Source organism: Sphaerimonospora sp. CA-214678 (genome assembly GCF_050942215.1).
Taxonomy (GTDB): Bacteria; Actinomycetota; Actinomycetes; order Streptosporangiales; family Streptosporangiaceae; genus Sphaerimonospora.
This window is the reverse complement of sequence record NZ_CP192056.1, coordinates 3,999,500-4,021,779: the sequence shown is the minus strand read 5'-3', so window position 1 is coordinate 4,021,779 and position 22,280 is coordinate 3,999,500. Positions and strand designations below refer to the sequence as shown.

Genomic DNA, 22,280 nt, shown 5'->3' with positions numbered 1-22,280 from the left:
CCTGAGCGAGCCCGAGGCGGTGCTGTCCAGCTATCTCGCCCATCTGGCGGTGGAGCGGGGGCTGTCTGCCAACACGCTCGCGTCGTACCGTCGGGACCTGCGCCGTTATCTGGACCATCTGAGGGCACGCGGTCTCGCCACGCTGGCGGATGTCAAGGAGGCGGACGTGGTCGCCTTCCTCTCCGCGCTGCGGGAGGGGGACGACCAGCATCCCGCGCTGGTGGCCAGCTCGGCGGCGCGCGCCGTGTCCGCGGTACGCGGCCTGCATCGGTTCGCGCTGCGCGAGGGCGTCTCCGGCCACGACCCCGCACACGACGTCCGCCCGCCGCGGCAGCTGCGGCGCCTGCCCAAGGCGATCAGCGTCGCCGAGGTGGAGCGCATCCTGGCCGCGTGCGGGCCAGAGGACTCGCCGCTGGCGCTGCGCAACCGCGCGCTTCTGGAGGTTCTGTACGGCACGGGCGCCCGCATCTCCGAGGCGGTCGGGCTGGCCGTCGACGACGTGTCCCACGACCCCGGGCAGGACCAGGTGCGGCTGCGCGGCAAGGGCGGGCGGATGAGGCTCGTGCCGCTGGGCAGGTACGCCCGCAGGGCGCTCGACGCCTACCTGGTCAGGGCGAGGCCGGAGATCGCGTCGCACGGCCGGGGGACGCCCGCGCTGTTCCTCAACGCGAGGGGCGGCCGGCTGACCCGGCAGGGCGCCTGGGAGGTGCTGCAGGCCGCGGCGGAGCGAGCAGGACTTTCCGGTGTTTCTCCGCACATGTTGCGACATTCCTTCGCAACTCATCTCCTTGACGGCGGTGCGGACGTTAGAGTTGTGCAGGAACTGCTCGGGCATGCCTCGGTGACCACCACGCAGGTGTACACGCTGGTGACGGTCGACAGGCTCCGGGAGGTCTACGCGGCGGCCCATCCCCGTGCCCTGAACTGAAGAACGCCAGACCTCGAGGAAGCCGAGTCCTGGTCGAGACCTGAAGGACGCTTGGCACTCCTTGGGCGCGCCGCCTTGCCGCAATGATGCGAACCCTTTAGATTCGATCAGGTTCGAGGCCGTCAGGGAGGACCAACAGGTGACTGCGACCACAGAGGCGACGTGGAACGCGGGGATCCCCGGCGGTGCGATCGGGCCTACCGGCCGTCCGCGCCCGGTGTTCCCCGAGCCGACACCGCCGGAGACGCACGGACCGGCACGGATCGTCGCGATGGTGAATCAGAAGGGCGGCGTCGGCAAGACGACCACCACGATCAACCTCGGCGCCGCGCTGGCCGAGGTGGGACAGCGGGTCCTGCTGGTGGACTTCGATCCGCAAGGGGCGCTGTCCGTCGGGCTTGGCATCGATCCCCGGCCGCTCGAGGCGACGGTATACGACCTCATCATGGAGGAGCCGGACGTCACCGTCGAGGACGTCCTGCTCGACACCAGCGTCGACGGCATGGAGCTGCTGCCGAGCAACATCTTCCTGTCCGGTGCGGAGATCAGGCTCGTCAACGAGGTGGCCAGGGAGTACGCCCTGCAACGGGCACTGGAGCCGCTGCTGCCGTACTACGACATCTGCCTGATCGACTGCCAGCCGTCGCTCGGCCTGCTCACGGTCAACGCGCTCACCTGCGCGCACAGCGTGATGATCCCGCTGGAATGCGAGTTCTTCGCGCTGCGCGGCGTCGCGCTGCTTATGGAGTCGATCGGCAAGGTCCAGGAGCGTCTCAACCGGAGCCTGGAGATCGACGGCCTGCTCGCCACGATGTACGACCCCCGGACGCTGCACGCACGCGAGGTCCTTCAGACGATCATGCAGGGCTTCGGCGACAAGGTCTTCCACACGGTGATCAACCGTACGGTCCGTTTCCCCGACGCCACGTTGGCCGGCGAGCCGATCACGCAGTTCGACCCCGGATCGATGGGGGCCGCCGCCTACCGCGATCTCGCCCGCGAGCTGCTGGCCCGCTGGCCCGCCCAAGCCCGCGCGTGATCCCGGGCTCCCATGCGTGATCCCCTGATCCCGGGGAGTGTCGGACAATGGGAGGCATGATCGAGCAGGTGGCGGATCCGAAGAGCGGGGAGGAGACCTCGCCCGGGTTCCGGGTGCACCTGGACGTCTTCGAGGGGCCGTTCGATCTGCTGCTCGGGCTGATCTCCAAGCACAAGCTGGACATCACCGAGGTCTCCCTGCACAGGGTCACCGACGAGTTCATCGCGTACATCAGGTCCCGCGGGCCCGAGTGGGACCTCGATCAGACGAGCCACTTCCTGCTGGTCGCCGCCACGCTCCTGGACCTGAAGGCGGCCCGTCTGCTGCCCACGGGCGAGGTCGAGGACGAGGAGGACCTCGCCCTGCTGGAGGCCCGCGACCTGCTGTTCGCGCGGCTCCTGCAATATCGCGCCTACAAGGAGGTCGCGAAGATCTTCAACGGCCGCCTCGCCGAGGAGGCGCTGCGCTTCCCCCGGTCGGTGCCGATGGAGAAGCGGTTCGCCGATCTGCTGCCGGAGCTCGTCCTCGGCATCGGCCCGGAGCACCTCGCCGAGATCGCCGCGAGGGCGTTCACGCCGAAGGCGCCGCCGACCGTCTCGGTCTCCCACATCTATCAACCGCTCGCCAGTGTCCGTGAACAAGCCGCTATCCTTGTCGAGCGGCTGCGGCGGGCCGGACGGGCCACCTTCCGGGCGCTGACCGCCGACTGCGCGGGCACCTTCGAGATCGTCGCCCGGTTCCTGGCCGTCCTGGAGCTGTTCAGGGAGGCCGCCGTCTCCTTCGATCAGGTCGAGCCGCTCGGCGAGCTGTACGTCACATGGACGGGCGCGGCGGACGGCGACGTGCTGGTCGGTGACGACTACGACACGTCGCGAAGCGACGGCGACCCAGAGGCCGGCTAGGGAGAGGACTCATGGAAGGCAGTGACGCGGCCGAGGCCGGGATCTCACAGGTTCCGGACCTCGAACCGGCGCTTGAGGCGATCTTGATGGTCGTGGACGAGCCGGTGGCCGAGGTGACCCTCGCCCAGGTCCTGGAGCGGCCGACGGGGGAGGTCGGCGCCGCCCTGCGTGGGCTGTCCGCGGAATACACCGCTGCCGGACGGGGTTTCGACCTTCGGGAGGTGGCCGGAGGCTGGCGTTTCTACACCCGGGCGGAGTGCGCACCGCTCGTGGAGCGTTTCGTCAGGGACGGCCAGGCGGCGCGGTTGACGCAGGCCGCGCTGGAGACACTCGCCGTGGTCGCCTACCGGCAACCGGTCAGCCGGGCCCGGGTGGCGGCGATCCGCGGTGTGAGCAGCGATGGCGTCATACGGACGCTCACCGCACGAGGCCTGGTCGAGGAGGCCGGAACGGACCCGGAGAGCCAGGCAGTGCTCTACCGGACGACGAGTTACTTCCTGGAGAGGCTGGGGTTGCGTAGCCTCGACGAGCTTCCAGAGCTCGCCCCATTCCTCCCAGATGACATGGAAATCCTTGAGGAGAAGCAGTGAACAGCAGGCGTGGTACCCCGTCCGGTGAGGGACGCGGTCGGAGCCGTAGCACCGGTCAGCGGGGCAGATCCTTCGGCGGCGGGCGTACGGATCGAGACCGCACCGGCCGAAACGGCCGGGACGATCGGACGGGATGGGACGGTCGAGGCGGGCGCGACAACGGCTACCGGGACGACCGGGGCGGCTCACGCGGCGGGTACGGCAGGTCGTCCGGTGAGGGGGGCCGTTACGCGGACCGGGATCGGGAGCGGCCGGGAAACCGCGACCGCGCGTCCGCTTACCGTGACGACCGGGCCCCCGGAGGCAGGTATCGCGACGACCGGGCACCCGGCGGGAGCCGGGGCTTCGGCGGCAGGCGTCCGGAGCGCGGTTACCGGGACCAGCGCGACCGCGGGGAGGGCCGCCCCTACGGCGAGCGTCGTACCTACGGCGAAGACCGTGCTCGCGGGGATGACCGTGCTCGCGGGGACTACCGCGGTCGCGGGGATGACCGCTCCCGCCGGGACGGGCGGCCCTCCCGGGAGGATCGCGCCTATCGGGGTGACCGTTCCTTCCAGGGAGACCGTTCCTTCCAGGGAGACCGTGCCGACCGGGGCGACCGTGCTTTCCGGGGCGACCGTGCTTTCCGGGAGGGCGGTGCCTTCAAGGAGGGCCGCGGTGAGCGCGCCGGCCGTGACCGGTCGCGTGAGGACCGCCCGCGCGAGTACGGGCGGCGCGAGGATCGGCCGCGCGAGTACGGCCGTGGTGAGGACCGGCCGCGCGAGTACGGGCGGCGTGAGTACGGTCAGGGCGAGCGCGCGGGTTTCCGCGCCGCCAGGGGCGGCGCCCGGTCCCGCGACGGCGTACGGTCCCGCGACGGCGTACGGACCATCGGCGGCGAGAACGGGGGACTGCGCGCGCGCTACGGCCGCGACAGGTCCGAACGAGGCGCGGAGTCCCGGCCCTGGTCCAGAGAAGACCGGCCGAGAGAAGACCGGTCCGGAGGAGGCCGGAAGCGAGAGGTCCGTACGGGCGAAGACCGGACGCGGGAGGCCCGCGGCGGGGTACGCCGCGAGGGCGGCGCGGAGGACCCGTTCAAGACCTCCCGGCAGCCACTGCGCGACCCGGACTTCTACGACGACGACTACACCGACGAGCGCGACACCACGGAGGTGCCGGACGGCGAGCGGCTGCAGAAGGTCCTCGCCCAGGCCGGGGTGGCCAGCCGCCGCGCCTGTGAGGAGATGATCGGTGAGGGCCGGGTGACGGTCGACGGCCAGGTGGTGCGCCGATTCGGCGCCCGGGTCGACCCCGCCAAGCAGGTCATCCACGTCGACGGCAGGCGGGTGCCGACCTCGACCGACCTGGTCTACTACGCGCTCAACAAGCCGATCGGCGTCGTGAGCACGATGGACGACCCGGAGGGCCGGCCGTGCCTGCACGACTACGTGCAGGACCTGGCTCCCCGGCTGTTCCACGTCGGGCGGCTCGACACCGAGACCGAGGGCCTGCTGCTGTTCACCAACGACGGTGAGCTCGCGCATCGGCTGACCCATCCCAGCTACGGCGTGGCCAAGAAGTACTGGGCCAAGGTGCCCGGTCCGGTGCCGCGCAACCTGCACCGGGTGCTGCGTGAGGGCGTGGCGCTGGAGGACGGTACGGCCAGGGCCGACGAGTTCCGCATCGTGCAGGAGCACGGCCAGCAGGCGCTGGTCGAGATCGTGCTGCACGAGGGGCGCAAGCACATCGTCAGGCGCATGCTGGAGGCCGTGGGCCACCGGGTGATCGACCTCGCGCGCATCGAGTTCGGACCGGTCAAGCTGGGCCGGCTCAAGCCCGGCACACTCCGGGCGCTGACGGTGCACGAAGTCGGAGAGCTCTACTCGGCCGTTGGCATGTAGCCTTGCCGGGCCCGGTACGCAAGACGGGACAATATTGGAAAAAGCCCCGTGGACCGGGTGGCGGCTCGGGCCCACGGCGGTGAGCGCGAGAGGGGAACGACGATGGTGCGGGCGGTTCGTGGAGCCATCCAGGTCGACGCCGACGACCGGGAGTCGATCGTCGCAGGCACGACCGAGTTGGTGACCGAGGTCATGACGCGGAACAACCTCACCACCGACGACGTCATCAGCGTGATCTTCACGGCGACACCCGATCTCACCGCGGAGTTCCCCGCGCTGGCCGCACGGAAGCTGGGGTTCCACGAAGTCCCGCTGCTGTGTTCCACCGAGATCGACGTGCCCGGGGCGCTGCCGCGCGTGGTCCGCCTGATGGCCCACATCGACACGGACCGGCCGCGTCGGGAGATCCAGCACGTATACCTGCGGGGCGCTGTCGCGCTCCGCGTGGACATCGCGCAGTAGCGCCCGGCGGTACTGGACACAGGACGAGCAGGATGGATCCCATGGAGGGCACCCCCAGGACCGCGGCCGGGGAGGGCGCGACCTCGATCGGCAGCGTCGTCGTCGTCGGCACGGGACTGATCGGCACCTCGATCGCGCTCGCGCTGCGCCGGCGCGGAATCAGGGTCTTCCTCGCCGATCGCGACGCGGGTGCCGTACGGCTGGCGCGTGAGCTGGGCGGGGGAGAGGACTGGCGGGCCGACCGGACCGTCGACCTGGCGGTCATCGCGGTGCCGCCCCCGTTCGTCGCGCAGTGGCTGCTGGACCTGCAGAAGAACGACGCCGCCCGGGCCTACACCGACGTGGCCAGCGTCAAGGCGCTGCCGATCGCGCAGGCGGCGCAGCTCGGCTGCGACCTGTCCACGTTCGTCGCTGGGCATCCGCTGGCCGGCCGCGAGCGTTCCGGACCCGCGGCGGCCAGGGCCGACCTGTTCCTCGGCCGCCCCTGGGCGCTGTGCCCGACACCGGAGGCGACCGGTCCCGCCGTGACCGCTGTGCTGGAACTGATCGACCTGTGCGGGGGCAACGCCGTCCGGGTGGACGCCGCCGAGCACGACCGGGCGGTGGCGGTGGTCTCGCACGCGCCGCACGTGACGGCCGCCGCGGTGGCGGCGCGGCTCGCCGAGGCGTCCGACACCGCGCTCGGCCTGTCCGGGCAGGGCGTGCGCGACGTCACCCGGATCGCCGCCGGCGATCCGGGGCTGTGGACCGGGATCCTGTCCGGCAACGCCGTACCGGTCGCGGAGGTGCTGGAGGCCGTCGCCGCCGACCTGGCGGCCGCGGCGAGATCGTTGCGTACGCTGGCCGTCGACGGCGCCGCCGTCGCCGACGTCACCGCACTGCTGGAGCGCGGCGTGCGCGGGACCGGCCGGATCCCCGGCAAGCACGGCGCGCCGGCGCGCGCGTACGCGGTCGTCCAGGTGCTCGTCGGGGACCGTCCCGGCGAGCTGGCCCGGCTCTTCCGTGCGGCGGGGGAGACGGGGATCAACATCGAGGACGTCCGGCTGGAGCACGCGCCCGGGCTGCCGCTCGGCGCCGCGGACCTGTACGTCCAGGAGGAGGCGGCCGAGGCGCTCGCCGAGGAGCTGCGCGAGCGCGGCTGGCACGTGCCCTGACGGGGCGGGAGAGCCCGTCCCGGGGGGTCGCGCGGGTGGCGTCGATGGCGCGGCGGCGCCGGGAGTCCCGGTACGCTCGGGGGTCGGACAAAGCCGCGGCACGGCCTGCGGGCAAGCCCGCCGGGTCGTTGATTTCGGGTCGTGGATCGCCGGGCACGAGGTGCCGGGCGGGGCTGGAGAAGAGGAGCGAGCGTGTCGGGTCTGGTCGTCGCGATGGACGGGCCGTCCGGTTCGGGGAAGTCGAGCGCGTCGCGCGGGATCGCCCGGGCCCTCGGGCTGCGTTACCTGGACACGGGGGCCATGTACCGGGCGGTCACGTGGTGGATGCTCGAACGCGGGGTGGATCTCGCTGATCCGGCCGCTGTCGCCGCCCGGTGTCACGAACCCGCGCTGGAGATCGGCACTGACCCGGACGCCCCCGGCATCGGCGTGGACGGAACGGACGTCAGCGGGCCGATCCGGAGCAAGGAGGTCACCCGGGCCGTCTCGGCCGTGAGCGCGGTGCCCGAGGTGCGCAGGCGGCTGGTGGACCTGCAGCGGCAGATCATCGGGACCGGCGACATCGTGGTCGAGGGCCGTGACATCGGCACGGTCGTGGCTCCGGACGCCTCACTCAAGATCTATCTGACCGCGAGCGCCGACGCACGCGCGCGCCGCCGTACGGCGGAGCTGACCGGAACCTCCACCGAGGAGCAGCGGGCCGAGATGGCCCGGCGGGACGAGCTCGACTCCACACGTAAAACCGATCCCCTGGCGATGGCGGCCGATGCGGTGGAACTGGACACCACCCCGCTCGACCTCGACGAGGTGATCGCCGAAGTGCTGCGGCTCGTCAAGGAGCGGATCACCTGAGCCCCGGCAGCGCAGGGGGCACATTGAGCCTGATCCCGGTGGATCGGGGAGGAAGTGGCCGATGAGGCAGGAAATGGACGTGACGGGGGAGTACGACTCCGACGAGGACGGCTGGACCGAGGCCGGATTCGCCGCTTCCGCCGGCGAGGGCCCGCCAGAGCCCGACACCGGCCCCCTGCCGGTCGTCGCCGTGGTCGGCCGCCCCAACGTGGGCAAGTCGACGCTGGTCAACCGCATCATCGGCCGGCGTGAGGCGGTCGTGGAGGACGTGCCGGGGGTGACCCGGGACCGGGTGACGTACGAGGCGACCTGGCGCGGCCGCCGGTTCACGCTGGTCGACACCGGTGGCTGGGACCCCGACGCCACCGGCATGGCGCTGCGGATCGCCGAGCAGGCCCAGCTCGCGGCCGAGCTGGCCGATGTGATCCTTTTCGTGGTGGACGCGAGCGTCGGCGTGACCGACTCCGACGAGGCCGTCGGCGGGGTGCTGCGCCGCTCGGGCAAGCCCGTCGTGCTGGCCGCCAACAAGGTCGACAATCAGCAACTGGAGCTCGAGGCGTCCGGGCTGTGGGCGCTGGGCCTCGGCGAGCCGTACCCGGTCTCCGCGCTGCACGGCCGGGCCAGCGGCGATCTGCTCGACATCGTGCTCGACGTGCTGCCGGAGGCGCCGCCGCAGACGTTCGGCGAGCGGCGGGGCCCGCGCCGGATCGCCCTGCTGGGCAAGCCCAACGTGGGCAAGTCGTCGCTGCTGAACCGGCTGGCCGGCGAGGAGCGGGTGCTGGTCGACCCCGTGGCGGGCACCACCCGCGATCCGGTGGACGAGCTGATCGAGCTGGACGGCGAGACCTACCGCTTCGTGGACACCGCCGGCATCCGCCGCCGCGACCGCGAGCTGAAGGGCGCCGACTTCTACGCGGCGATGCGGACCCGGGCCGCGCTGGAGCGTTCGGAGGTCGCGGTCGTGCTGATCGACGCCTCCCAGGTGCTGACCGAGCAGGACCTGCGGATCATCGGCATGGTCACCGAGTCGGGCCGGGCCATGGTGGTCGCGTTCAACAAGTGGGATCTGGTCGACGAGGACCGGCGCTACTACCTGGAGAAGGAGATCGACCGCCAGCTCGTCCGGGTGCCCTGGGCACTGCGGGTCAACATCTCCGCCAAGACGGGCCGGCACGTTCAGCGGCTCGCCCCGGCGATCGAACAGGCCTTGGAGTCGTGGGGGACGCGGGTGCCGACGGCCCGGCTCAACCAGTTCGTCACCGAGCTGGTGCAGGCTACGCCGCCGCCGGCGCGCGGGGGCAGGCAGGCCAAGATCCTGTTCGCCACGCAGGCGACGACCGAGCCGCCGAGGTTCGTGCTGTTCACCTCGGCGTTCCTGGAGGAGACCTACCGCCGGTTCATCGAGCGCCGCATCCGTGAGGAGTTCGGCTTCGCCGGCTCTCCGATCGAGATCACGATGAAGATCAGGGAGAAGCGGCAGAAGAAGCACGGGTGAGTGCCGTGCCGTACCGCTGATTCCCGCCCGCCCGCTCGGCCGTAGGTAGGGTTCTCCCTACCATCGGAGCTGAGGAGCGCGGATCGATCATCGGCCGTTCCCGGTCGTACCGTGCAGGACATGAGACGACTTCTTTCCCGGCTGACCGGTGACTCCCTTTACGTGCTGATCGGGTTTCCCCTCGCGGCGACGACGTTCTGCCTGGTCCTGACCGGTGTCGTGGCGGGGGCCGGTCTGTGGATCGTGTGGATCGGGCTGCCGATCCTCGCCCTGACCATGCTCGTCGCCCGGGGGATGGGCGACGCGGAGCGGCTGCGGATCAGCAGGATGCTCGCCGTGTCGGCCTACCTGCGCTCCTGAACCCGGCCGCCGCCGCCGGCGGCGGGCAGGGCAAGCGCGGCAGCGGCGCCCAGCAGGCACAGTCCCGCGGTGATCAGGAAGATCTCCGTGTACTCCACGTGCAGCGCGGCCTTCACCTTGGCCTGGTACTCCGCCAGTTCGGCGAGGTAGTCCGCGCCGGCGCCGCCGATCGGGAGCGGCGTGTCGAGGTGCGCGGTCAGCGACTGGAAGCGGTGGAAGCCCCACGCCGACAGCGCGGCCACGCCGAGCAGCATCCCCATCATGCGGGCCACCACGACCGCCGCCGAGGCCACGCCGTGCCGCACGGGCGGAACGGCGCGCAGCACGGCGGAGGAGACCGGGGCGACGACCACGCCCAGGCCGAATCCGGCGACGGCCAGATCGACGTCCAGCCGCACGCCGGCCGAGGCCAGGTCGGCGGGCCAGTGCGACATCATCAGGTAGCCGCCGGCGGCGACCGCCATCCCGGCGACGGCCACCCACCGCTCACCGAAGCGGCGGGTCAGCATCCCGCCCAGGAACGCCGCGACCGCGAGCGCGGCGAGGAAACGGGTCAGCACCAGCGCCCCGCCCACGGCGTCCTCGCCCAGCAGCGTCTGCGCGGCGAGCTGGACGTCCACCAGCGTCACGAGCAGCGCGGCGCCCGAGAGCAGGCTCACCGCCAGGGTGGCGAACAGCGGTCGCCTCGGCACGCCGCTCAGATCCAGCAGCCGCACCGGTGAGCGGATCTCCCAGGCGACGAACGCCGCAGCCGCGACCACACCGGCCGCCAGGCACGGAAGGCCCCACGGCGGCAGGACCGCCTCGCCCGGCGAGGGGTTGTAGAGCCCGGCCACCAGCAGGCCCAGCGCCAGTGCCAGCAGCGCGCCCCCGGCGGCGCCGACCCCGCCCGGGGTCACGCGGCGCGGCTCCCGCGGCAGGCCGCGCTGTACGGCGAGGGCGGCGAGCAGGGCCAGCGGGATGTTGACCCAGAAGATGCCGCGCCAGCCGACGAGGGCGGCGATCCCGGCGCCGTAGAGGGGGCCGAGCACGCTGCCGAGCTCCTGGGCCGCGCCCACCGCGCCCAGCGCGACCGGCCGGCCGCGCTCGTCCCACAGATCGCCGATGAGCGCCATCGTGATCGGCAGCAGCGCCCCGCCGGCCAGGCCCTGGAGCGTACGGCCCGCCGTGAGCGTGGCGACGTCCTGGGCGAGCGCGCAGACGAGCGAGCCCGCGGCGAACCCGGCCAGGCAGGCGTGGACCAGCGGACGCCGGCCGTACCGGTCGGACAGCCGGCCGAGCAGCGGCATCCCCGCGACGTAACCGAGCAGGAACCCGGTCACGATGGGCGTCGCCCGTTCCAGGCGGTTCAGCGGGACGCCGACCTCCTGGGCGATGTCCGCGAAGACGGTGACGACGACGTAGGCGTCGAGCGCGGCGAGCAGCACGGCCACGCCGCCCACGCCGAGCGCGAGACGGCGGCCGCGTGCCGGGGAGGGCGCCATGACCCGGGCGGGGGAGATCACGACGCGGGCGGTGTGATCGTCACTGGGGCGTCGTACTCTCCCAGGGTCACGGTCGCGCCGCCCTCGCCGAGCGGAAGATCGATCTTGAGCAGCCGGTCGGTGGCCCTGTCGACCCACACGGTCCCCTTCACGCTCTGGGCGACGCCGGGGATCAGCTTGGCGAGGGACCGCTGGGGCAGGGTGGCCGCGATCCGGTAGGCGTCGGCGCCGCCGACCTTCTCGGCGGCCTCGGTCTCGGCCTCCTGCGCCGACGACAGCAGCTCCGGAACGCCGGTCAGCACCGCCGACGGGTCGTAGATCGCGGCGAGCTGCTGCCGGGTCATCGTCTGGAAGCCGCCGGTCGGGCCCTTGAAGTGCACGGTGTCGCCCGCGATCACGAACTCGAACTCCTGCAGGCCGACGAGCTCGACCTGCAGGGTGCCCTCGGCGTCGCCCTCGCTGGTCAGCGTCCCCTCGGCGTGCCTGACCGGCACGGCGGGCCGGTCCCTGGTCTCGATGGAGAAGACGACGGTCCGCACCGTCTTCATCGCCTCGGCCGACTTCTTCAGCAGGCCGGGCCCGTCGGGGAGCGCGGCCACGCTGTTCGCTTCGCAGGCGGTCACCAGCAGCAGGGCGGCCACGACCAGCCCGAGGATTCTCGTCACAACGCGGATCGTAGCTGGCGTCAGCGGCCCGTGCGGATCGACTGGAGCCGGTCGGCGATCGGGGCGTATATCTCCTCGATCGCGGACACCTGCTCGGGCGTCAGCAGGTCGATCAGATGGCGGCGGACGCCGGCGACGTGCCCCGGGGCCGCCCGCTGGATGGTCTCCCAGCCGAGGTCGGTGAGCACGGCGAAGGTGCCTCGCCTGTCGTCGTCGCAGCTCACGCGCACCACCAGCCCGGCGGCCTCCATCCGGGAGATCTGGTGCGAGAGCCTGCTGCGTGACTGGATGGTGGCGTCGGCCAGCTCGCTCATCCGCATGCGGTGGTCGGGGCTCTCCGACAGGTTCACCAGGATCTCGTAGTCGCTGAGCGACAGGCCTGCCTCCTGTAACTCGCGATCGAGCCGGTGATACAGCAGCCGGTGCGCGTCGAGGTGCGCACGCCAGGCGCGTTGCTCCTGCGGACTGAGCCAGCGGGGGTCTTCCATGACTTCAAGCATAAGATCGCAATGCTCGTTCGGGGCGGTCAACCCTGCAGCGAAGGGGAGATTTACCAGAGGGTGGAGCCGCAGCTCTTGACGCGATGTCCTCGCCACTGTTGCCTGGGAAAACAGTCCTGGAGACCCCCGCTCTCGGCAGGTGCGGGAGGTGGGCGGGCCCTCGGGCCGGAAAGGCGGCGTCGATGCGCATTGGAACGATCTTGCAGGGCAAGGGGAAACGCGTGGTGACCGTCCCGCCGCGGGCGACGGTGGCGGAGCTCCTGGCCAGACTGGCCGAGTTCAACATCGGCGCGGTGGTGGTGTCGGAGGACGGCGAGACCATCGAGGGCATCGTGTCCGAGCGGGACGTCGTACGACACCTGTACGAGCGGGGCGCCGCCATCCTCGATCGGCCGGTCTCCACGATCATGACCTCGGAGGTCAGGACCTGCACGCCCGACGCCAACGTCGAGGAGCTGCGCCGCACCATGACCGACCACCGCGTGCGGCACGTCCCCGTCGTCCGGGACGGACGGCTGATGGGCATCGTCAGCATCGGCGACGTCGTCAAGAGCGCCATCGAGGAGCTGGAGACGGAGAAGGACGCGCTGGTCGGCTATCTCCACGGCTGACCGATCGCCCGCCCGGCCTCTAGAATCACCCGTGTGAAGCTCAAACTCGATCTCCATGACATCTACAACAAGGGCAGCGAGATCGACCGGGCGCTGCGCGGCGTCATCGAGGAGGCGGTCCGGAAGAAGGCCACCCAGGTGGAGATCATTCCCGGCAAGGGGTCGGGCCAGCTCAAGAAGAAGGTGCTCCGCTTCCTGGAGCAGAAGGAGATCAAGGCGCTCTACCACCGCATGGACAAGGACGCCAAGAACCACGGCCGCCTGTTCGTCTACTTCCGGTGGTAGCGGAGCCGCCCGGTCCGACGACCGGGGGCCCGCCCGTGGCTGGCGCGAAGGGGCGAGAGTGTAGGAGGATTTGCCCGCGTATGAGTTAGGGGAGGCGTGATGTCGGTGTTGCGGGATCTGCTGGAGGGCATCCGGGGCGGCGGGATCGAGGTGCTCGACCTGACCGCGCCGCTGACCGAGAAGACCCCGATCCTGGGGCTGCCCGAGCAGTTCGGCCAGACGGCGACGTTCAGTCTTCAGGAGATCAGCCGGTACGACGACCGGGGCCCGGCCTGGTACTGGAACAACTTCACCACCGGGGAGCACACCGGCACCCACTTCGACGCCCCCAACCACTGGGTGACCGCCCGCGACGGGGAGGACGTCTCGGCGGTGCCCGCCGGCAAGCTGATCGCGCCCGCCGTGGTGCTGGACTTCGCCGCCGAGTCGGCCGCCGACCCCGACTTCCTGCTCGAGATCGACCACGTCGAGGCCTGGGAGAAGCGGCACGGCCCGCTCCCCGACGGCGGCTGGCTCCTCTACCGCACCGGATGGGACGCCCGGGCCCACGACGCGGCCAGGTTCCTCAACGCGGACGAGACCGGGTCGCACACTCCCGGCATCTCCGTCGAGTGCGCCCGTTTCCTCGCCGAGCGGACGCCGATCCTCGGTCTCGGCGTCGAGACCGTCGGCACGGACGCCGGGGCGGCCCACTCGTTCGATCCGGCCTTCCCCTGCCACTCCTTCCTGCTCGGGGCCGGCAAGTACGGCCTGACGCAGCTGCGCAACCTCGACCGGCTGCCTCCCACCGGCGCCGTGGTGATCGCCGGGCCGCTGCCGATCGTGGGCGGGTCCGGCAGCCCGCTGCGCGTGCTGGCCCTGGTGGAGAGATGAGCGCGGAGACAGGCGGAGAGACAGGCGGAGCGATGAGGCGTCCGGCGATGACCGTCGCGGAAGCCGTCGGCGCCGTCCTCGCCTCCCTCGGTGTGCGCACGGCCTTCGGCGTCGTCGGCAGCGGGAACTTCCACGTCACCAACTCGCTCGTACGGCATGGCGTGCGGTACGTCGCGGCACGCCACGAGGGCGGCGCCGCCACGATGGCGGACGCCTACGCCCGGATGAGCGGAACGGTCGCCGTCCTCACCGTCCACCAGGGGCCCGGCCTGACCAACGCGCTGACCGGCGTCACGGAGGCGGCCAAGAGCCGTACGCCCCTGCTCGTGCTCGCCCCCGAGGCGACCTCGCCGCGCTCCAACTTCCGGATCGACCAGGCCGCCCTCGCCTCCGCCGTCGGCGCCCACGTCGCCAGGGTGGCCTCGGCCGAGACCGTGGTCGACGACACCGTCATGGCCTTCCTCGCCGCGCTGCTGGGCCGCAGGACCGTGCTGCTCCGCCTGCCGCTGGACATCCAGGGCGAGGAGCTGCCGGACGAGGCGGCGCGCGCCGTACAGGAGCTGCGGGCCGGTGGCGGCGGGGTGCGGCAGGCCGCCGCGAGCCGGGTTCCGGCGCCATGGGGACTCACGTTCCCCGGCGAGCCGGTCGCCGACGACGGCGCCGAGCCGGCGGACGCCGCCGGGACGGCGGCCCCGGACGAGGCCGCGCCGGACGTGGCCGCGCCGGACGCGATCGCGCGGCTCGCCGGGCTGCTGGAGACGGCGCGGCGCCCGGTCTTCGTGGCCGGTCGCGGGGCGCGGGGCGCGCGGCCGGAGCTCGAGGCGCTCGGCGAGCAGGTGGGCGCGCTGTTCGCCACCTCGGCCGTCGCGAAGGGCCACTTCCACGGCAGTCCGTGGGACCTGGACGTGATGGGCGGATTCGCCTCGCCGCTGGCAGCCGAGCTCATCGGCGGCGCCGATCTCGTCGTCGCCTGGGGCTGCTCGCTCACCATGTGGACCACCCGGCACGGCACGCTGATCGGCCCGGACACGACCGTCGTCCAGGTCGACCTGGACGCCGACGCCATCGGCGTCAACCGGTCCGTGGACCTCGGCGTGATCGGCGACGTGCGCGCGACGGCGCGGACGGTGGCCGGCCTCCTCGGCGTCAGGGGCGACGGACCGGCCGACGGCGGTGAGGGCTACCGGAGCGCGCGGGTCGCCGACCGGATCGCCCGCGAGGTGCGCTGGCGCGACGTGCCGTACGCCGACACGGGCGGCGACGGCCGGATCGATCCCAGGACGCTGACGATCGGACTCGACGACCTGCTCCCGGCCGATCGGGTCGTGGCCGTCGACTCCGGGAACTTCATGGGCTATCCGTCGATGTTCCTGTCCGTGCCGGACGGCGGCGCGTTCTGCTTCACCCAGGCGTTCCAGGCGGTCGGCCTGGGCCTGGCCACCGCCATCGGCGCGGCCATCGCCCGGCCGGACCGCCTGCCCGTCGCCGCGCTGGGCGACGGGGGAGCGCTCATGGGCATCGCCGAGCTCGAAACGGTCGTACGGCTCGGGCTGCCGATGGTCGTCGTGGTCTACGACGACGACGCCTACGGCGCCGAGGTGCACCACTTCGGCCCCGGCGGCTTCCCGCTGGACAACGTCACGTTCCCGCCGGCCGACCTCGCCGAGATCGCGCGGGGCTTCGGCTGCGCGGCGGTCTCCGTACGGCGCGAGGAGGACCTGGCGGGGGTCGCCGAATGGCTGAAGGGCCCGCGCGACCGGCCGCTCCTCGTCCACGCGAAGGTCACCCCAGGGCTGCCCGCATGGTGGCTGGAGGAGGCCTTCCGCGGTCACTGACGCGGCCACGCGGCGGCGACCGTCCCCTGGATGCCGAACCTACCGAAGCGTAGGTTACCGTTCCGTACATGACCGAGCTCGTGTATCCCACGGTGATCCGCGCCGTACTGACCGCCTTCAAACTGCTGGACCTGCGGATCCGGGTCGAGGGCGCCGAGCGCGTGCCACGGTCGGGAGGCGCGATCCTGGTCAGCAACCATGTCGGCTACCTCGACTTCGTCTTCGCGGGCTTGGCAGCCCGGCCCTCGCGGCGGTTCGTCCGGTTCATGGCCAAGCAGGAGGTGTTCACCCACCCGGTGTCGGGTCCGCTGATGCGCGGCATGCACCACATCCCGGTCGACCGCGCGGCCGGGGCCGGAGCGTTCCGTGCGGCCGTACGCGCCCTACGCGCCGGGGAGATCGTCGGCAACTTCGCCGAGGCGACGATCAGCAGGTCGTTCACCGTCAAGGACATCAAGAGCGGCCCTATCCGGATGGCCGTCGAGGCCGGGGTCCCGATCATCCCGGTCGCGCTGTGGGGCGGGCAGCGGCTGTGGACCAAGGGCCGGCCGCGCAGGCTGCTCCAGCGGCACGTCCCGATCACGATCCTGGTCGGCGAGCCGATGCACCCCGGACCCGGCGACGACATCGGGAAGCTCACCGCCGAGCTGCGGCGCCGGATGTCGGAGCTGCTCGACGAGGCGCAGCGCACCTACCCCGAGATCACGCCCGGGGTGTGGTGGCAGCCCGCCCATCTCGGCGGCACCGCCCCCACCCCGGAGGAGGCCGCCGCCCTCGACGCCGCCGCGCGCGGACGCTTGTCGTGAGCTCGCGGCCGCGCGCGGAGCGCGTCGTGATGGGCGCGCGGTGCGAGATCACATCCCCCGGCGTGTCAGCCCTGGTCGGGTACGGCCATCTCGCCGAGCCGGGACCAGTCGTCCTGCGGGACCCGCACGTTGACGATCCGCGGCGTCTCGGCGAGATGCCGCGGCAGCGTCCGCCGCGCCTCCTCGAAGTGCTCCGACCGCACGTGGGCGGCGCCGGCCTCGTCGTCGCGGAACGCCTCGACCAGGACGTACTCGGCCGGGTCGTCCAGGCTGCGCGACCAGTCGAACCACAGGCAGCCCGGCTCGGCCCGGGTCGCCCGGGTGAAATCGGCGACGATCTCGGGCCACCGGTCGGCGTGCTCGGGCCGTACGCGGAACTTCGCGGTAATGAAGATCATGTCAACCGTCCTGGTAGGGGTGGCCGGATGCTTCCCGTTCGACCCCGGGCGCATGCCGCGTGCGTCGTGTCGCACCGCCCGGGCCGCCCCCGGGGCCGGTCGATCTCCGCGGCCCCGGGGGCGGCCCGTGCGGGTCAGCCCATGTGGGGGTAGCGGTGGTCGGCCGGGGGGACGAAGGCCTCCTTGACCGTCCTGGCGTTCACCCAGCGGATCAGGTTGAAGATCGACCCCGCCTTGTCGTTGGTGCCCGACGCCCGCGCGCCTCCGAACGGCTGCTGTCCGACGACGGCGCCGGTCGGCTTGTCGTTGACGTAGAAGTTGCCGGCGGCGAAGCGCAGCCGCTCGGTGGCCGCCGCGATCGCGTACCGGTCCTGCGCGATCACCGCGCCGGTCAGCGCGTACGGCGCGACGCTCTCCATCTGGTCCAGCACCCTGTCGTAGGACGCGTCGTCGTACACGTGCACCGCGAGGATCGGGCCGAAGTACTCCGTGACGAACACCTCGTCCGCCGGGTCGGCGCACTCCAGGACGGTCGGCTTCACGAAATATCCGGTCGAGTCGTCGTACGACCCGGTCAGCACGTCGATCGAGTCCGTCGCCCTGGCCCGGTCGATGGCCGCCCGGTGCTTGGCGAACGCCCGGGCGTCGATGACGGCCCCCATGAACGCCGACAGGTCGCTCGCCACGTCGCCGACCGTGAGCGACTCGGCCGTGGCCACGAAGTCGTCCCTGATCCGTGACCACAGCGACCGCGGCACGTACGCCCGGGAGGCGGCCGAGCACTTCTGGCCCTGGTACTCGAAGGCGCCGCGGATCAGCGCCGTCGACAGCACCTCGGCCGAGGCGGAGGGGTGGGCGACCACGAAGTCCTTGCCGCCGGTCTCGCCGACCAGCCTCGGATAGCCCCGGTAGCCGGCGATGTTCTCCCCGACCGTCCGCCACAGGTGCTGGAAGGTCGCGGTCGACCCGGTGAAGTGGATCCCGGCCAGCTCGGGGTGGGGCAGCGCCACCTCAGAGACGGCGCCGCCGTTGCCGGTCACCATGTTGATCACACCGGGCGGCAGCCCGGCGGCCTCCAGCAGCCGCATCGTGAAGTGCGCGGCGAACTGCTGGGTCGGCGACGGCTTCCAGACGACGACGTTCCCCATCAGCGCGGGGGCGGTCGGCAGGTTCGCCGCGATCGAGGTGAAGTTGAACGGCGTGATCGCCAGGACGAAGCCCTCCAGCGGGCGATACTCCATCCGATTCCACGCGCCCGGCGACGACGCCGGCTGCTCGGCCAGGATCTGCCGGGCGAAGGAGACGTTGAAGCGGAAGAAGTCGATCAGCTCGCAGGCCGCGTCGATCTCGGCCTGCTGCACCGACTTGGACTGGCCGAGCATCGTCGAGGCGTTGAGCGTGGCCCGCCACGGGCCGGCCAGCAGATCGGCGGCCTTCAGGAAGACCGCGGCCCGCTCCTCGAACGGCAGGGCCCGCCAGGCGGGGGCGGCGGCCAGCGCCGCGTCGATCGCCGCGCGTACGTCGGCGGCGGTCGCGTCGGCCGTGGTGCCCAGCACGGCGGCGTGGTTGTGCGGCTGGACGACGTCGATCGGGGCGCCGCCCGCCATCCGCCGCTCACCGCCGATCGTCATCGTGAGGTCGAGCCGTGTCTCGCCGAGCTCCTTGATCCGGGCCTCCAGGGCCGCGCGCTCGGCGCTGCCGGGGGCGTGGCCGTACACCGGCTCGTTGACCGGGCGGGGGACGTTGGTGATCGCATCCATTGCTCACTTGCCTTTCAGAGCGCGCAGGAAGAAGGCGACGTTGGCCGGGCGCTCGGCGAGACGGCGCATGAAGTAGCCGTACCAGTCGTCGCCGAACGGAACGTAGACGCGCACCCGGTGCCCGGCGGCGGCGAGGTCGCGCTGCCTGTCGGCCCGGACGCCGTACAGCATCTGGTACTCGTAACCGTCGCGGTCGCGGCCGTGCCGGCCGGCGAGCATCTCGGCGACGGCGATCAGCCGGTCGTCGTGCGTGGCCACCATGGGATACCCGCCGCCCGCCATGAGCACTCGCAGGCAGCGGACGTAGGCCCGGTCCACCTCGCCCCTGCCCTGGTAGGCGACGGAGGCGGGCTCGCGGTAGGCGCCTTTGACCAGGCGGACCCGCGAGCCGGCGAGATCGCGGCAGTCGGCCTCGCTGCGCAGCAGGTACGCCTGGATCGCCACGCCGGTCTCGGGGAAGTCCGCGCGCAGCGCGCGCAGGATCTCCAGCGTGGAGTCGACCGTGGTGTGGTCCTCCATGTCCAGGGTGACGGTCGCGCCGCTGTCGCGCGCCGCGGAACAGATCCGCCTGGCGTTCTCCAGCGCGATGCCGTCGGGCCCGCCGCCGTCGAGCGCCTGCCCGACCGCTGACAGCTTCACCGACACCTCGGCCCGGTCCCCGAGCCCGAGCGGGCGCAGCGCGCCCAGCAGCGTGACGTACGCCTCGGCGGCCTCGATCGCGGTCTCCTTGTCGCGGACCTCCTCGCCGAGATGGTCGATCGTGACCGCGAGCCCGGAGCCGGTCAGGCGGCGGGTCGCCGCGACGGCGTCGGCGGTGGACTCGCCGGCCACGAAGCGGTCGACGACGGCGCGGGTGGCCGGCGAACCCGAGACGGCCCGGCGTGCCAGCGGGCTGCGCGAGGCCGCGAGAAGCAGAGATCCGAGCATGGTCAAAGGGTAAAATTCGCAGGTCACGGGGTCCACGGACATCCGCCACAGGTTTTTCCTACAGATGCACGACAATGGAGGCCATGCAGGACATCGCCGATGAGATCGCGCGACTGCTCGACGCCTCGGTGACGATCGAGGACCGGTCGTTCAAGCTGCTCGCGTACGGCGAGCAGAGCGGCGACATCGACCGGGTCCGGCAGGAGTCGATCCTGCGCCGGCGGGCCTCCGCCGAGGTGCGCGCCCATTTCGAGGCGTACGGCATCGCCACGGCGACCGGCCCGGTGCGCATCCCCGGCCTGCCCGGCCTGCTCGGCCGGGTGTGCGTCCCGCTGCGGCATCGCGGGGTGAACTACGGCTACCTCTGGCTGCTGGACGCCCCTCCCGGGGGTGAACCGGCTGCGTCGGGGGGACCGGTTCTCTCCGGATCAGGGGGCGCGCTGACCGACGAGCGGCTGGCCGCCGTGGCGCCGCTGGTGGCCCGGGCAGCGGCGCGGCTGGCCCGGGAGGCACGCGGACGGCGGGTCCGGCTGCGTGCCTTCTTCTCCGCCGATCCGGCCGTCCGGGCCGCCGCCGGAGTCGAGGTCGAGGGCCCGGTGGCGGCCCTCGCCGTACGGACCCCGCCGGACGGGGCCGGCGAACCGCCGCCGCTGCCGCGCGGTGTGCTGGCCGACCCGGACGGCATGCCGGACGAGATGCAAGCCGGGCTGCCGGGTGAGGAGGCGGGTGAGCGGCTGCTCGCCGTGCTGGCCCCGGCCGGGCAGGCGCGGGAGGTCGCCGACCGGCTGTGGGAGACGTACGGATCGGCGGCCGGGGTCGGGGGACCCCGGGAGGACCCGGACGAGGCGTGGGAGAGCTGGCAGGAGGCGCTGCTCGCGCTCCGGGTGGCCGAGCACGTCACCCGGCACGCCCCGGTGGCGAGCTGGCCGGAGCTGGGCGTCTACCGCCTGCTGGTCCGGCTGCCGCACCGGGAGCTCGCCGATCTGGCTGCGGGGTGCGCCGCGCTGTCGGCGCCCGCTTCGCCGGACCTGGCGCACACGGTGGAGACGTACCTGGACCGTGCCGGGCATGTGCAGGAGACGGCGGCGGCCCTGGGCGTCCACCGTCAGACGCTCTATTACCGGCTGGGCAAGGCCGAGCATCTCACCGGGCTCGACCTCGCCGACGGGGAGAGCCGGCTGCTCCTCCACCTGGCGCTCAAGGCGGCCGCGCTGATCCGCCGGCCCCCTCTCGACCGGGCCCCTCTCGACCGGGCCCCTCGCGATCGGGCCCCTCTCGACCGGGCGCGGTCCGGCCGGGACGGGCGGGCCGGCGGTTGAACCCGGCCGGCCGGGACGGGCGGGCGGCCGATGAGCACAGCTCGGCGGGATGGACGGGACGCGCGCGGTCAGGCGCAGGTCTTCTCGTAGACCCGCAGCAGTTCCATGCTGATGCGCTCGAGTGAGTAGCGGGACCGGGCGCGGTCGGCGGCGGCGTATCCGATGGCCGTGCGCAGCGTGGCGTCGCCCAGCAGCCTGCGGATCCGCTGGGCCACCTCCAGCGGCCGGTCGGGCCGGGTCAGGAAGCCGGTCACGCCGTCCACGACCGCGTCCAGGTGGGCGCCGGCCGCCGAGGCGATCACCGGGACGCCGCAGGCCATCGCCTCCAGCGCCGCCGTGCCGTTCGGCACGGACGGGGACAGCGACAGCACCAGGTCGGCGCTGCGCATCAGCTGAGGCATCGAGTCGTGCGGGACCGTGCCGAGCGCCTCCACCCGGTCGGCCACGCCGCGGTCGGCGGCGAGCGAGCGCAGCCGCTCCACGGCGGATCCGTCGCCGCCGGCGATGACCAGCTCGGCGTCGGGCACGGACATCAGCGCGGACACCGCGCTGGCCGCGCCCACGTGACCCACGTGCAGCAGCCGCGGCCGGTCGCCGCGCGGGCACGCGGGGCCCTGGCGGTGGAAGCTCTCCACGTCGATGCCCTGCGGCACGACCGAGATGTTGCGGCGGGGGACCCCCATCCGGATCAGCTCGGACTCCTCGTCGGCGCAGGCGGCGATCACGGCCCTGGCGCGGCGGCCGATCGCGCACTCCAGCCGGCGTACCGGCGCCGGCCTGCTGTCGTCGTGATGGGTGTGGAAGGTCTGGGTGACCGGCACGCCCAGGCCCTCGGAACCGGCGATGGCGGCCAGACCGCTGGTCCAGGAGTAGGCGTGGATGATGTCGGGGCGGCTCTTGCGCCACCGTTGCCGCAGCCCGGCGCTGAAGTCCGGGATGTAGGGGAGCAGGTCGCTTTCCGACAGCTCCACGTCCGGCCCGGCCGGGACGTGCTCGATCGCGGCGCCCTGGGCGTTGCATCGCGTGTACATGGTCACCCGGTGGCCGCGCGCGAGCTCGCGGGCGATCGCGGGAGTGTCCGGTGTGAGTTCGTGAGCAGAGACGATGGCGATATCCATGGCACACCTCAGCGGCAGGAAGGCGTCTAGAAGGTGT

Annotated in this window: 23 protein-coding genes; 16 read left to right on the top strand and 7 right to left on the bottom strand. The window is 72.4% G+C overall.

The annotated features are described in order from the left end of the window. Positions 1 to 19: 19 nt before the first annotated feature. The 10 genes from xerD (at position 20) to ACQP1K_RS18000 (ending at position 9,662) form a co-directional block, all read left to right on the top strand. On the top strand, positions 20 to 928 hold the full coding sequence (gene xerD, locus ACQP1K_RS18045) for a site-specific tyrosine recombinase XerD (RefSeq protein ID WP_433496884.1): 909 nt from the start codon (positions 20 to 22) through the stop codon (positions 926 to 928). 139 nt (positions 929 to 1,067) lie between these two features. Continuing rightward, on the top strand, positions 1,068 to 1,967 hold the full coding sequence (locus tag ACQP1K_RS18040) for a ParA family protein (RefSeq protein WP_433496883.1): 900 nt from the start codon (positions 1,068 to 1,070) through the stop codon (positions 1,965 to 1,967). A 56-nt stretch (positions 1,968 to 2,023) separates the two neighbouring features. Beyond that, entirely contained in the window at positions 2,024 to 2,869 is an 846-nt protein-coding gene (locus tag ACQP1K_RS18035) for a segregation and condensation protein A (RefSeq protein ID WP_433496882.1), read from the top strand. A gap of 11 nt (positions 2,870 to 2,880) precedes the next feature. Next, the gene (gene scpB / locus ACQP1K_RS18030) at positions 2,881 to 3,459 is read left to right on the top strand and encodes an SMC-Scp complex subunit ScpB (protein WP_433496881.1); all 579 of its coding nucleotides are present in this window, start codon (positions 2,881 to 2,883) and stop codon (positions 3,457 to 3,459) included. Then, positions 3,456 to 5,339, top strand: coding sequence for a pseudouridine synthase (locus ACQP1K_RS18025; RefSeq protein WP_433496880.1), 1,884 nt, complete (start codon positions 3,456 to 3,458; stop codon positions 5,337 to 5,339). The genes scpB and ACQP1K_RS18025 overlap by 4 nt, the downstream gene beginning before the upstream one ends. A gap of 102 nt (positions 5,340 to 5,441) precedes the next feature. Next, positions 5,442 to 5,801, top strand: a complete 360-nt coding sequence (gene aroH / locus ACQP1K_RS18020; RefSeq protein ID WP_433496879.1) for a chorismate mutase — start codon at positions 5,442 to 5,444, stop codon at positions 5,799 to 5,801. A gap of 41 nt (positions 5,802 to 5,842) precedes the next feature. Beyond that, positions 5,843 to 6,955, top strand: a complete 1,113-nt coding sequence (locus ACQP1K_RS18015) for a prephenate dehydrogenase (protein WP_433501570.1) — start codon at positions 5,843 to 5,845, stop codon at positions 6,953 to 6,955. 192 nt (positions 6,956 to 7,147) lie between these two features. Then, entirely contained in the window at positions 7,148 to 7,807 is a 660-nt protein-coding gene (gene cmk, locus ACQP1K_RS18010; protein ID WP_433496878.1) for a (d)CMP kinase, read from the top strand. 61 nt (positions 7,808 to 7,868) lie between these two features. Further along, entirely contained in the window at positions 7,869 to 9,302 is a 1,434-nt protein-coding gene (gene der, locus ACQP1K_RS18005) for a ribosome biogenesis GTPase Der (protein WP_433496877.1), read from the top strand. 120 nt (positions 9,303 to 9,422) lie between these two features. Further along, positions 9,423 to 9,662, top strand: a complete 240-nt coding sequence (locus ACQP1K_RS18000) for a sensor domain-containing protein (RefSeq protein WP_433496876.1) — start codon at positions 9,423 to 9,425, stop codon at positions 9,660 to 9,662. Here ACQP1K_RS18000 and ACQP1K_RS17995 read toward each other — a convergent pair. Genes ACQP1K_RS17995 through ACQP1K_RS17985 form a run of 3 tightly spaced genes read right to left on the bottom strand, consistent with a single transcriptional unit; the run spans position 9,647 to position 12,299 of the window. Next, the gene (locus ACQP1K_RS17995) at positions 9,647 to 11,167 is read right to left on the bottom strand and encodes an MFS transporter (protein WP_433496875.1); all 1,521 of its coding nucleotides are present in this window, start codon (positions 11,165 to 11,167) and stop codon (positions 9,647 to 9,649) included. The two genes, ACQP1K_RS18000 and ACQP1K_RS17995, sit on opposite strands and share 16 nt — an antisense overlap. Then, entirely contained in the window at positions 11,164 to 11,811 is a 648-nt protein-coding gene (locus tag ACQP1K_RS17990) for an LppX_LprAFG lipoprotein (RefSeq protein WP_433496874.1), read from the bottom strand. Before ACQP1K_RS17990 ends, ACQP1K_RS17995 begins: the two co-directional genes overlap by 4 nt. Positions 11,812 to 11,831: 20 nt before the next feature. Further along, positions 11,832 to 12,299 carry a MarR family winged helix-turn-helix transcriptional regulator gene (locus tag ACQP1K_RS17985; protein WP_433496873.1) on the bottom strand — a complete coding sequence of 156 codons (468 nt, stop codon included), beginning with the start codon at positions 12,297 to 12,299 and terminating at the stop codon, positions 11,832 to 11,834. A gap of 194 nt (positions 12,300 to 12,493) precedes the next feature. Here ACQP1K_RS17985 and ACQP1K_RS17980 point away from each other — a divergent pair, with 194 nt between their 5' ends. The 5 genes from ACQP1K_RS17980 (at position 12,494) to ACQP1K_RS17960 (ending at position 16,721) form a co-directional block, all read left to right on the top strand. Continuing rightward, positions 12,494 to 12,922 carry a CBS domain-containing protein gene (locus ACQP1K_RS17980; RefSeq protein ID WP_433496872.1) on the top strand — a complete coding sequence of 143 codons (429 nt, stop codon included), beginning with the start codon at positions 12,494 to 12,496 and terminating at the stop codon, positions 12,920 to 12,922. Between the two features lie 33 nt (positions 12,923 to 12,955). Beyond that, positions 12,956 to 13,207, top strand: coding sequence for a Smr/MutS family protein (locus tag ACQP1K_RS17975; protein ID WP_433496871.1), 252 nt, complete (start codon positions 12,956 to 12,958; stop codon positions 13,205 to 13,207). Between the two features lie 99 nt (positions 13,208 to 13,306). After that, a complete protein-coding gene (locus ACQP1K_RS17970; protein WP_433496870.1) occupies positions 13,307 to 14,080 on the top strand; it encodes a cyclase family protein in 774 nt (257 codons plus the stop codon). 47 nt (positions 14,081 to 14,127) lie between these two features. After that, positions 14,128 to 15,915, top strand: a complete 1,788-nt coding sequence (locus tag ACQP1K_RS17965; protein WP_433496869.1) for a thiamine pyrophosphate-binding protein — start codon at positions 14,128 to 14,130, stop codon at positions 15,913 to 15,915. A 68-nt stretch (positions 15,916 to 15,983) separates the two neighbouring features. Continuing rightward, a complete protein-coding gene (locus tag ACQP1K_RS17960) occupies positions 15,984 to 16,721 on the top strand; it encodes a lysophospholipid acyltransferase family protein (RefSeq protein WP_433496868.1) in 738 nt (245 codons plus the stop codon). Positions 16,722 to 16,786: 65 nt separating this feature from the next. Here the strand turns inward: ACQP1K_RS17960 and ACQP1K_RS17955 are convergent, their stop codons facing one another. The 3 genes from ACQP1K_RS17955 to ACQP1K_RS17945 all read right to left on the bottom strand — a co-directional run bounded on the left by ACQP1K_RS17955 (position 16,787) and on the right by ACQP1K_RS17945 (position 19,806). Beyond that, entirely contained in the window at positions 16,787 to 17,119 is a 333-nt protein-coding gene (locus ACQP1K_RS17955; protein ID WP_433496867.1) for a putative quinol monooxygenase, read from the bottom strand. Between the two features lie 134 nt (positions 17,120 to 17,253). Then, complete coding sequence (gene pruA / locus ACQP1K_RS17950) at positions 17,254 to 18,879, bottom strand: L-glutamate gamma-semialdehyde dehydrogenase (protein WP_433496866.1); 1,626 nt, start codon at positions 18,877 to 18,879, stop codon at positions 17,254 to 17,256. A gap of 3 nt (positions 18,880 to 18,882) precedes the next feature. Continuing rightward, positions 18,883 to 19,806, bottom strand: coding sequence for a proline dehydrogenase family protein (locus ACQP1K_RS17945; RefSeq protein WP_433496865.1), 924 nt, complete (start codon positions 19,804 to 19,806; stop codon positions 18,883 to 18,885). 83 nt (positions 19,807 to 19,889) lie between these two features. Between ACQP1K_RS17945 and ACQP1K_RS17940 the strand changes: the two genes are divergently transcribed. Continuing rightward, on the top strand, positions 19,890 to 21,125 hold the full coding sequence (locus tag ACQP1K_RS17940; RefSeq protein WP_433496864.1) for a helix-turn-helix domain-containing protein: 1,236 nt from the start codon (positions 19,890 to 19,892) through the stop codon (positions 21,123 to 21,125). A 68-nt stretch (positions 21,126 to 21,193) separates the two neighbouring features. Here ACQP1K_RS17940 and ACQP1K_RS17935 read toward each other — a convergent pair whose 3' ends face one another. Next, positions 21,194 to 22,243 carry a glycosyltransferase gene (locus ACQP1K_RS17935; protein ID WP_433496863.1) on the bottom strand — a complete coding sequence of 350 codons (1,050 nt, stop codon included), beginning with the start codon at positions 22,241 to 22,243 and terminating at the stop codon, positions 21,194 to 21,196. Between the last annotated feature and the right edge of the window lie 37 nt (positions 22,244 to 22,280).

Coding starts and splice junctions, on each gene's coding strand:
- ACQP1K_RS18035 (WP_433496882.1), top strand. CDS start 2,024: ATGATCGAGCAGGTGGCGGATCCGAAGAGCGGGGAGGAGACCTCGCCC.
- scpB (WP_433496881.1), top strand. CDS start 2,881: ATGGAAGGCAGTGACGCGGCCGAGGCCGGGATCTCACAGGTTCCGGAC.
- aroH (WP_433496879.1), top strand. CDS start 5,442: ATGGTGCGGGCGGTTCGTGGAGCCATCCAGGTCGACGCCGACGACCGG.
- ACQP1K_RS18015 (WP_433501570.1), top strand. CDS start 5,843: ATGGAGGGCACCCCCAGGACCGCGGCCGGGGAGGGCGCGACCTCGATC.
- der (WP_433496877.1), top strand. CDS start 7,869: ATGAGGCAGGAAATGGACGTGACGGGGGAGTACGACTCCGACGAGGAC.
- ACQP1K_RS18000 (WP_433496876.1), top strand. CDS start 9,423: ATGAGACGACTTCTTTCCCGGCTGACCGGTGACTCCCTTTACGTGCTG.
- ACQP1K_RS17985 (WP_433496873.1), bottom strand. CDS start 12,299: ATGGAAGACCCCCGCTGGCTCAGTCCGCAGGAGCAACGCGCCTGGCGT.
- ACQP1K_RS17980 (WP_433496872.1), top strand. CDS start 12,494: ATGCGCATTGGAACGATCTTGCAGGGCAAGGGGAAACGCGTGGTGACC.
- ACQP1K_RS17970 (WP_433496870.1), top strand. CDS start 13,307: ATGTCGGTGTTGCGGGATCTGCTGGAGGGCATCCGGGGCGGCGGGATC.
- ACQP1K_RS17965 (WP_433496869.1), top strand. CDS start 14,128: ATGACCGTCGCGGAAGCCGTCGGCGCCGTCCTCGCCTCCCTCGGTGTG.
- ACQP1K_RS17960 (WP_433496868.1), top strand. CDS start 15,984: ATGACCGAGCTCGTGTATCCCACGGTGATCCGCGCCGTACTGACCGCC.
- ACQP1K_RS17955 (WP_433496867.1), bottom strand. CDS start 17,119: ATGATCTTCATTACCGCGAAGTTCCGCGTACGGCCCGAGCACGCCGAC.
- pruA (WP_433496866.1), bottom strand. CDS start 18,879: ATGGATGCGATCACCAACGTCCCCCGCCCGGTCAACGAGCCGGTGTAC.
- ACQP1K_RS17945 (WP_433496865.1), bottom strand. CDS start 19,806: ATGCTCGGATCTCTGCTTCTCGCGGCCTCGCGCAGCCCGCTGGCACGC.
- ACQP1K_RS17940 (WP_433496864.1), top strand. CDS start 19,890: ATGCAGGACATCGCCGATGAGATCGCGCGACTGCTCGACGCCTCGGTG.
- ACQP1K_RS17935 (WP_433496863.1), bottom strand. CDS start 22,243: ATGGATATCGCCATCGTCTCTGCTCACGAACTCACACCGGACACTCCC.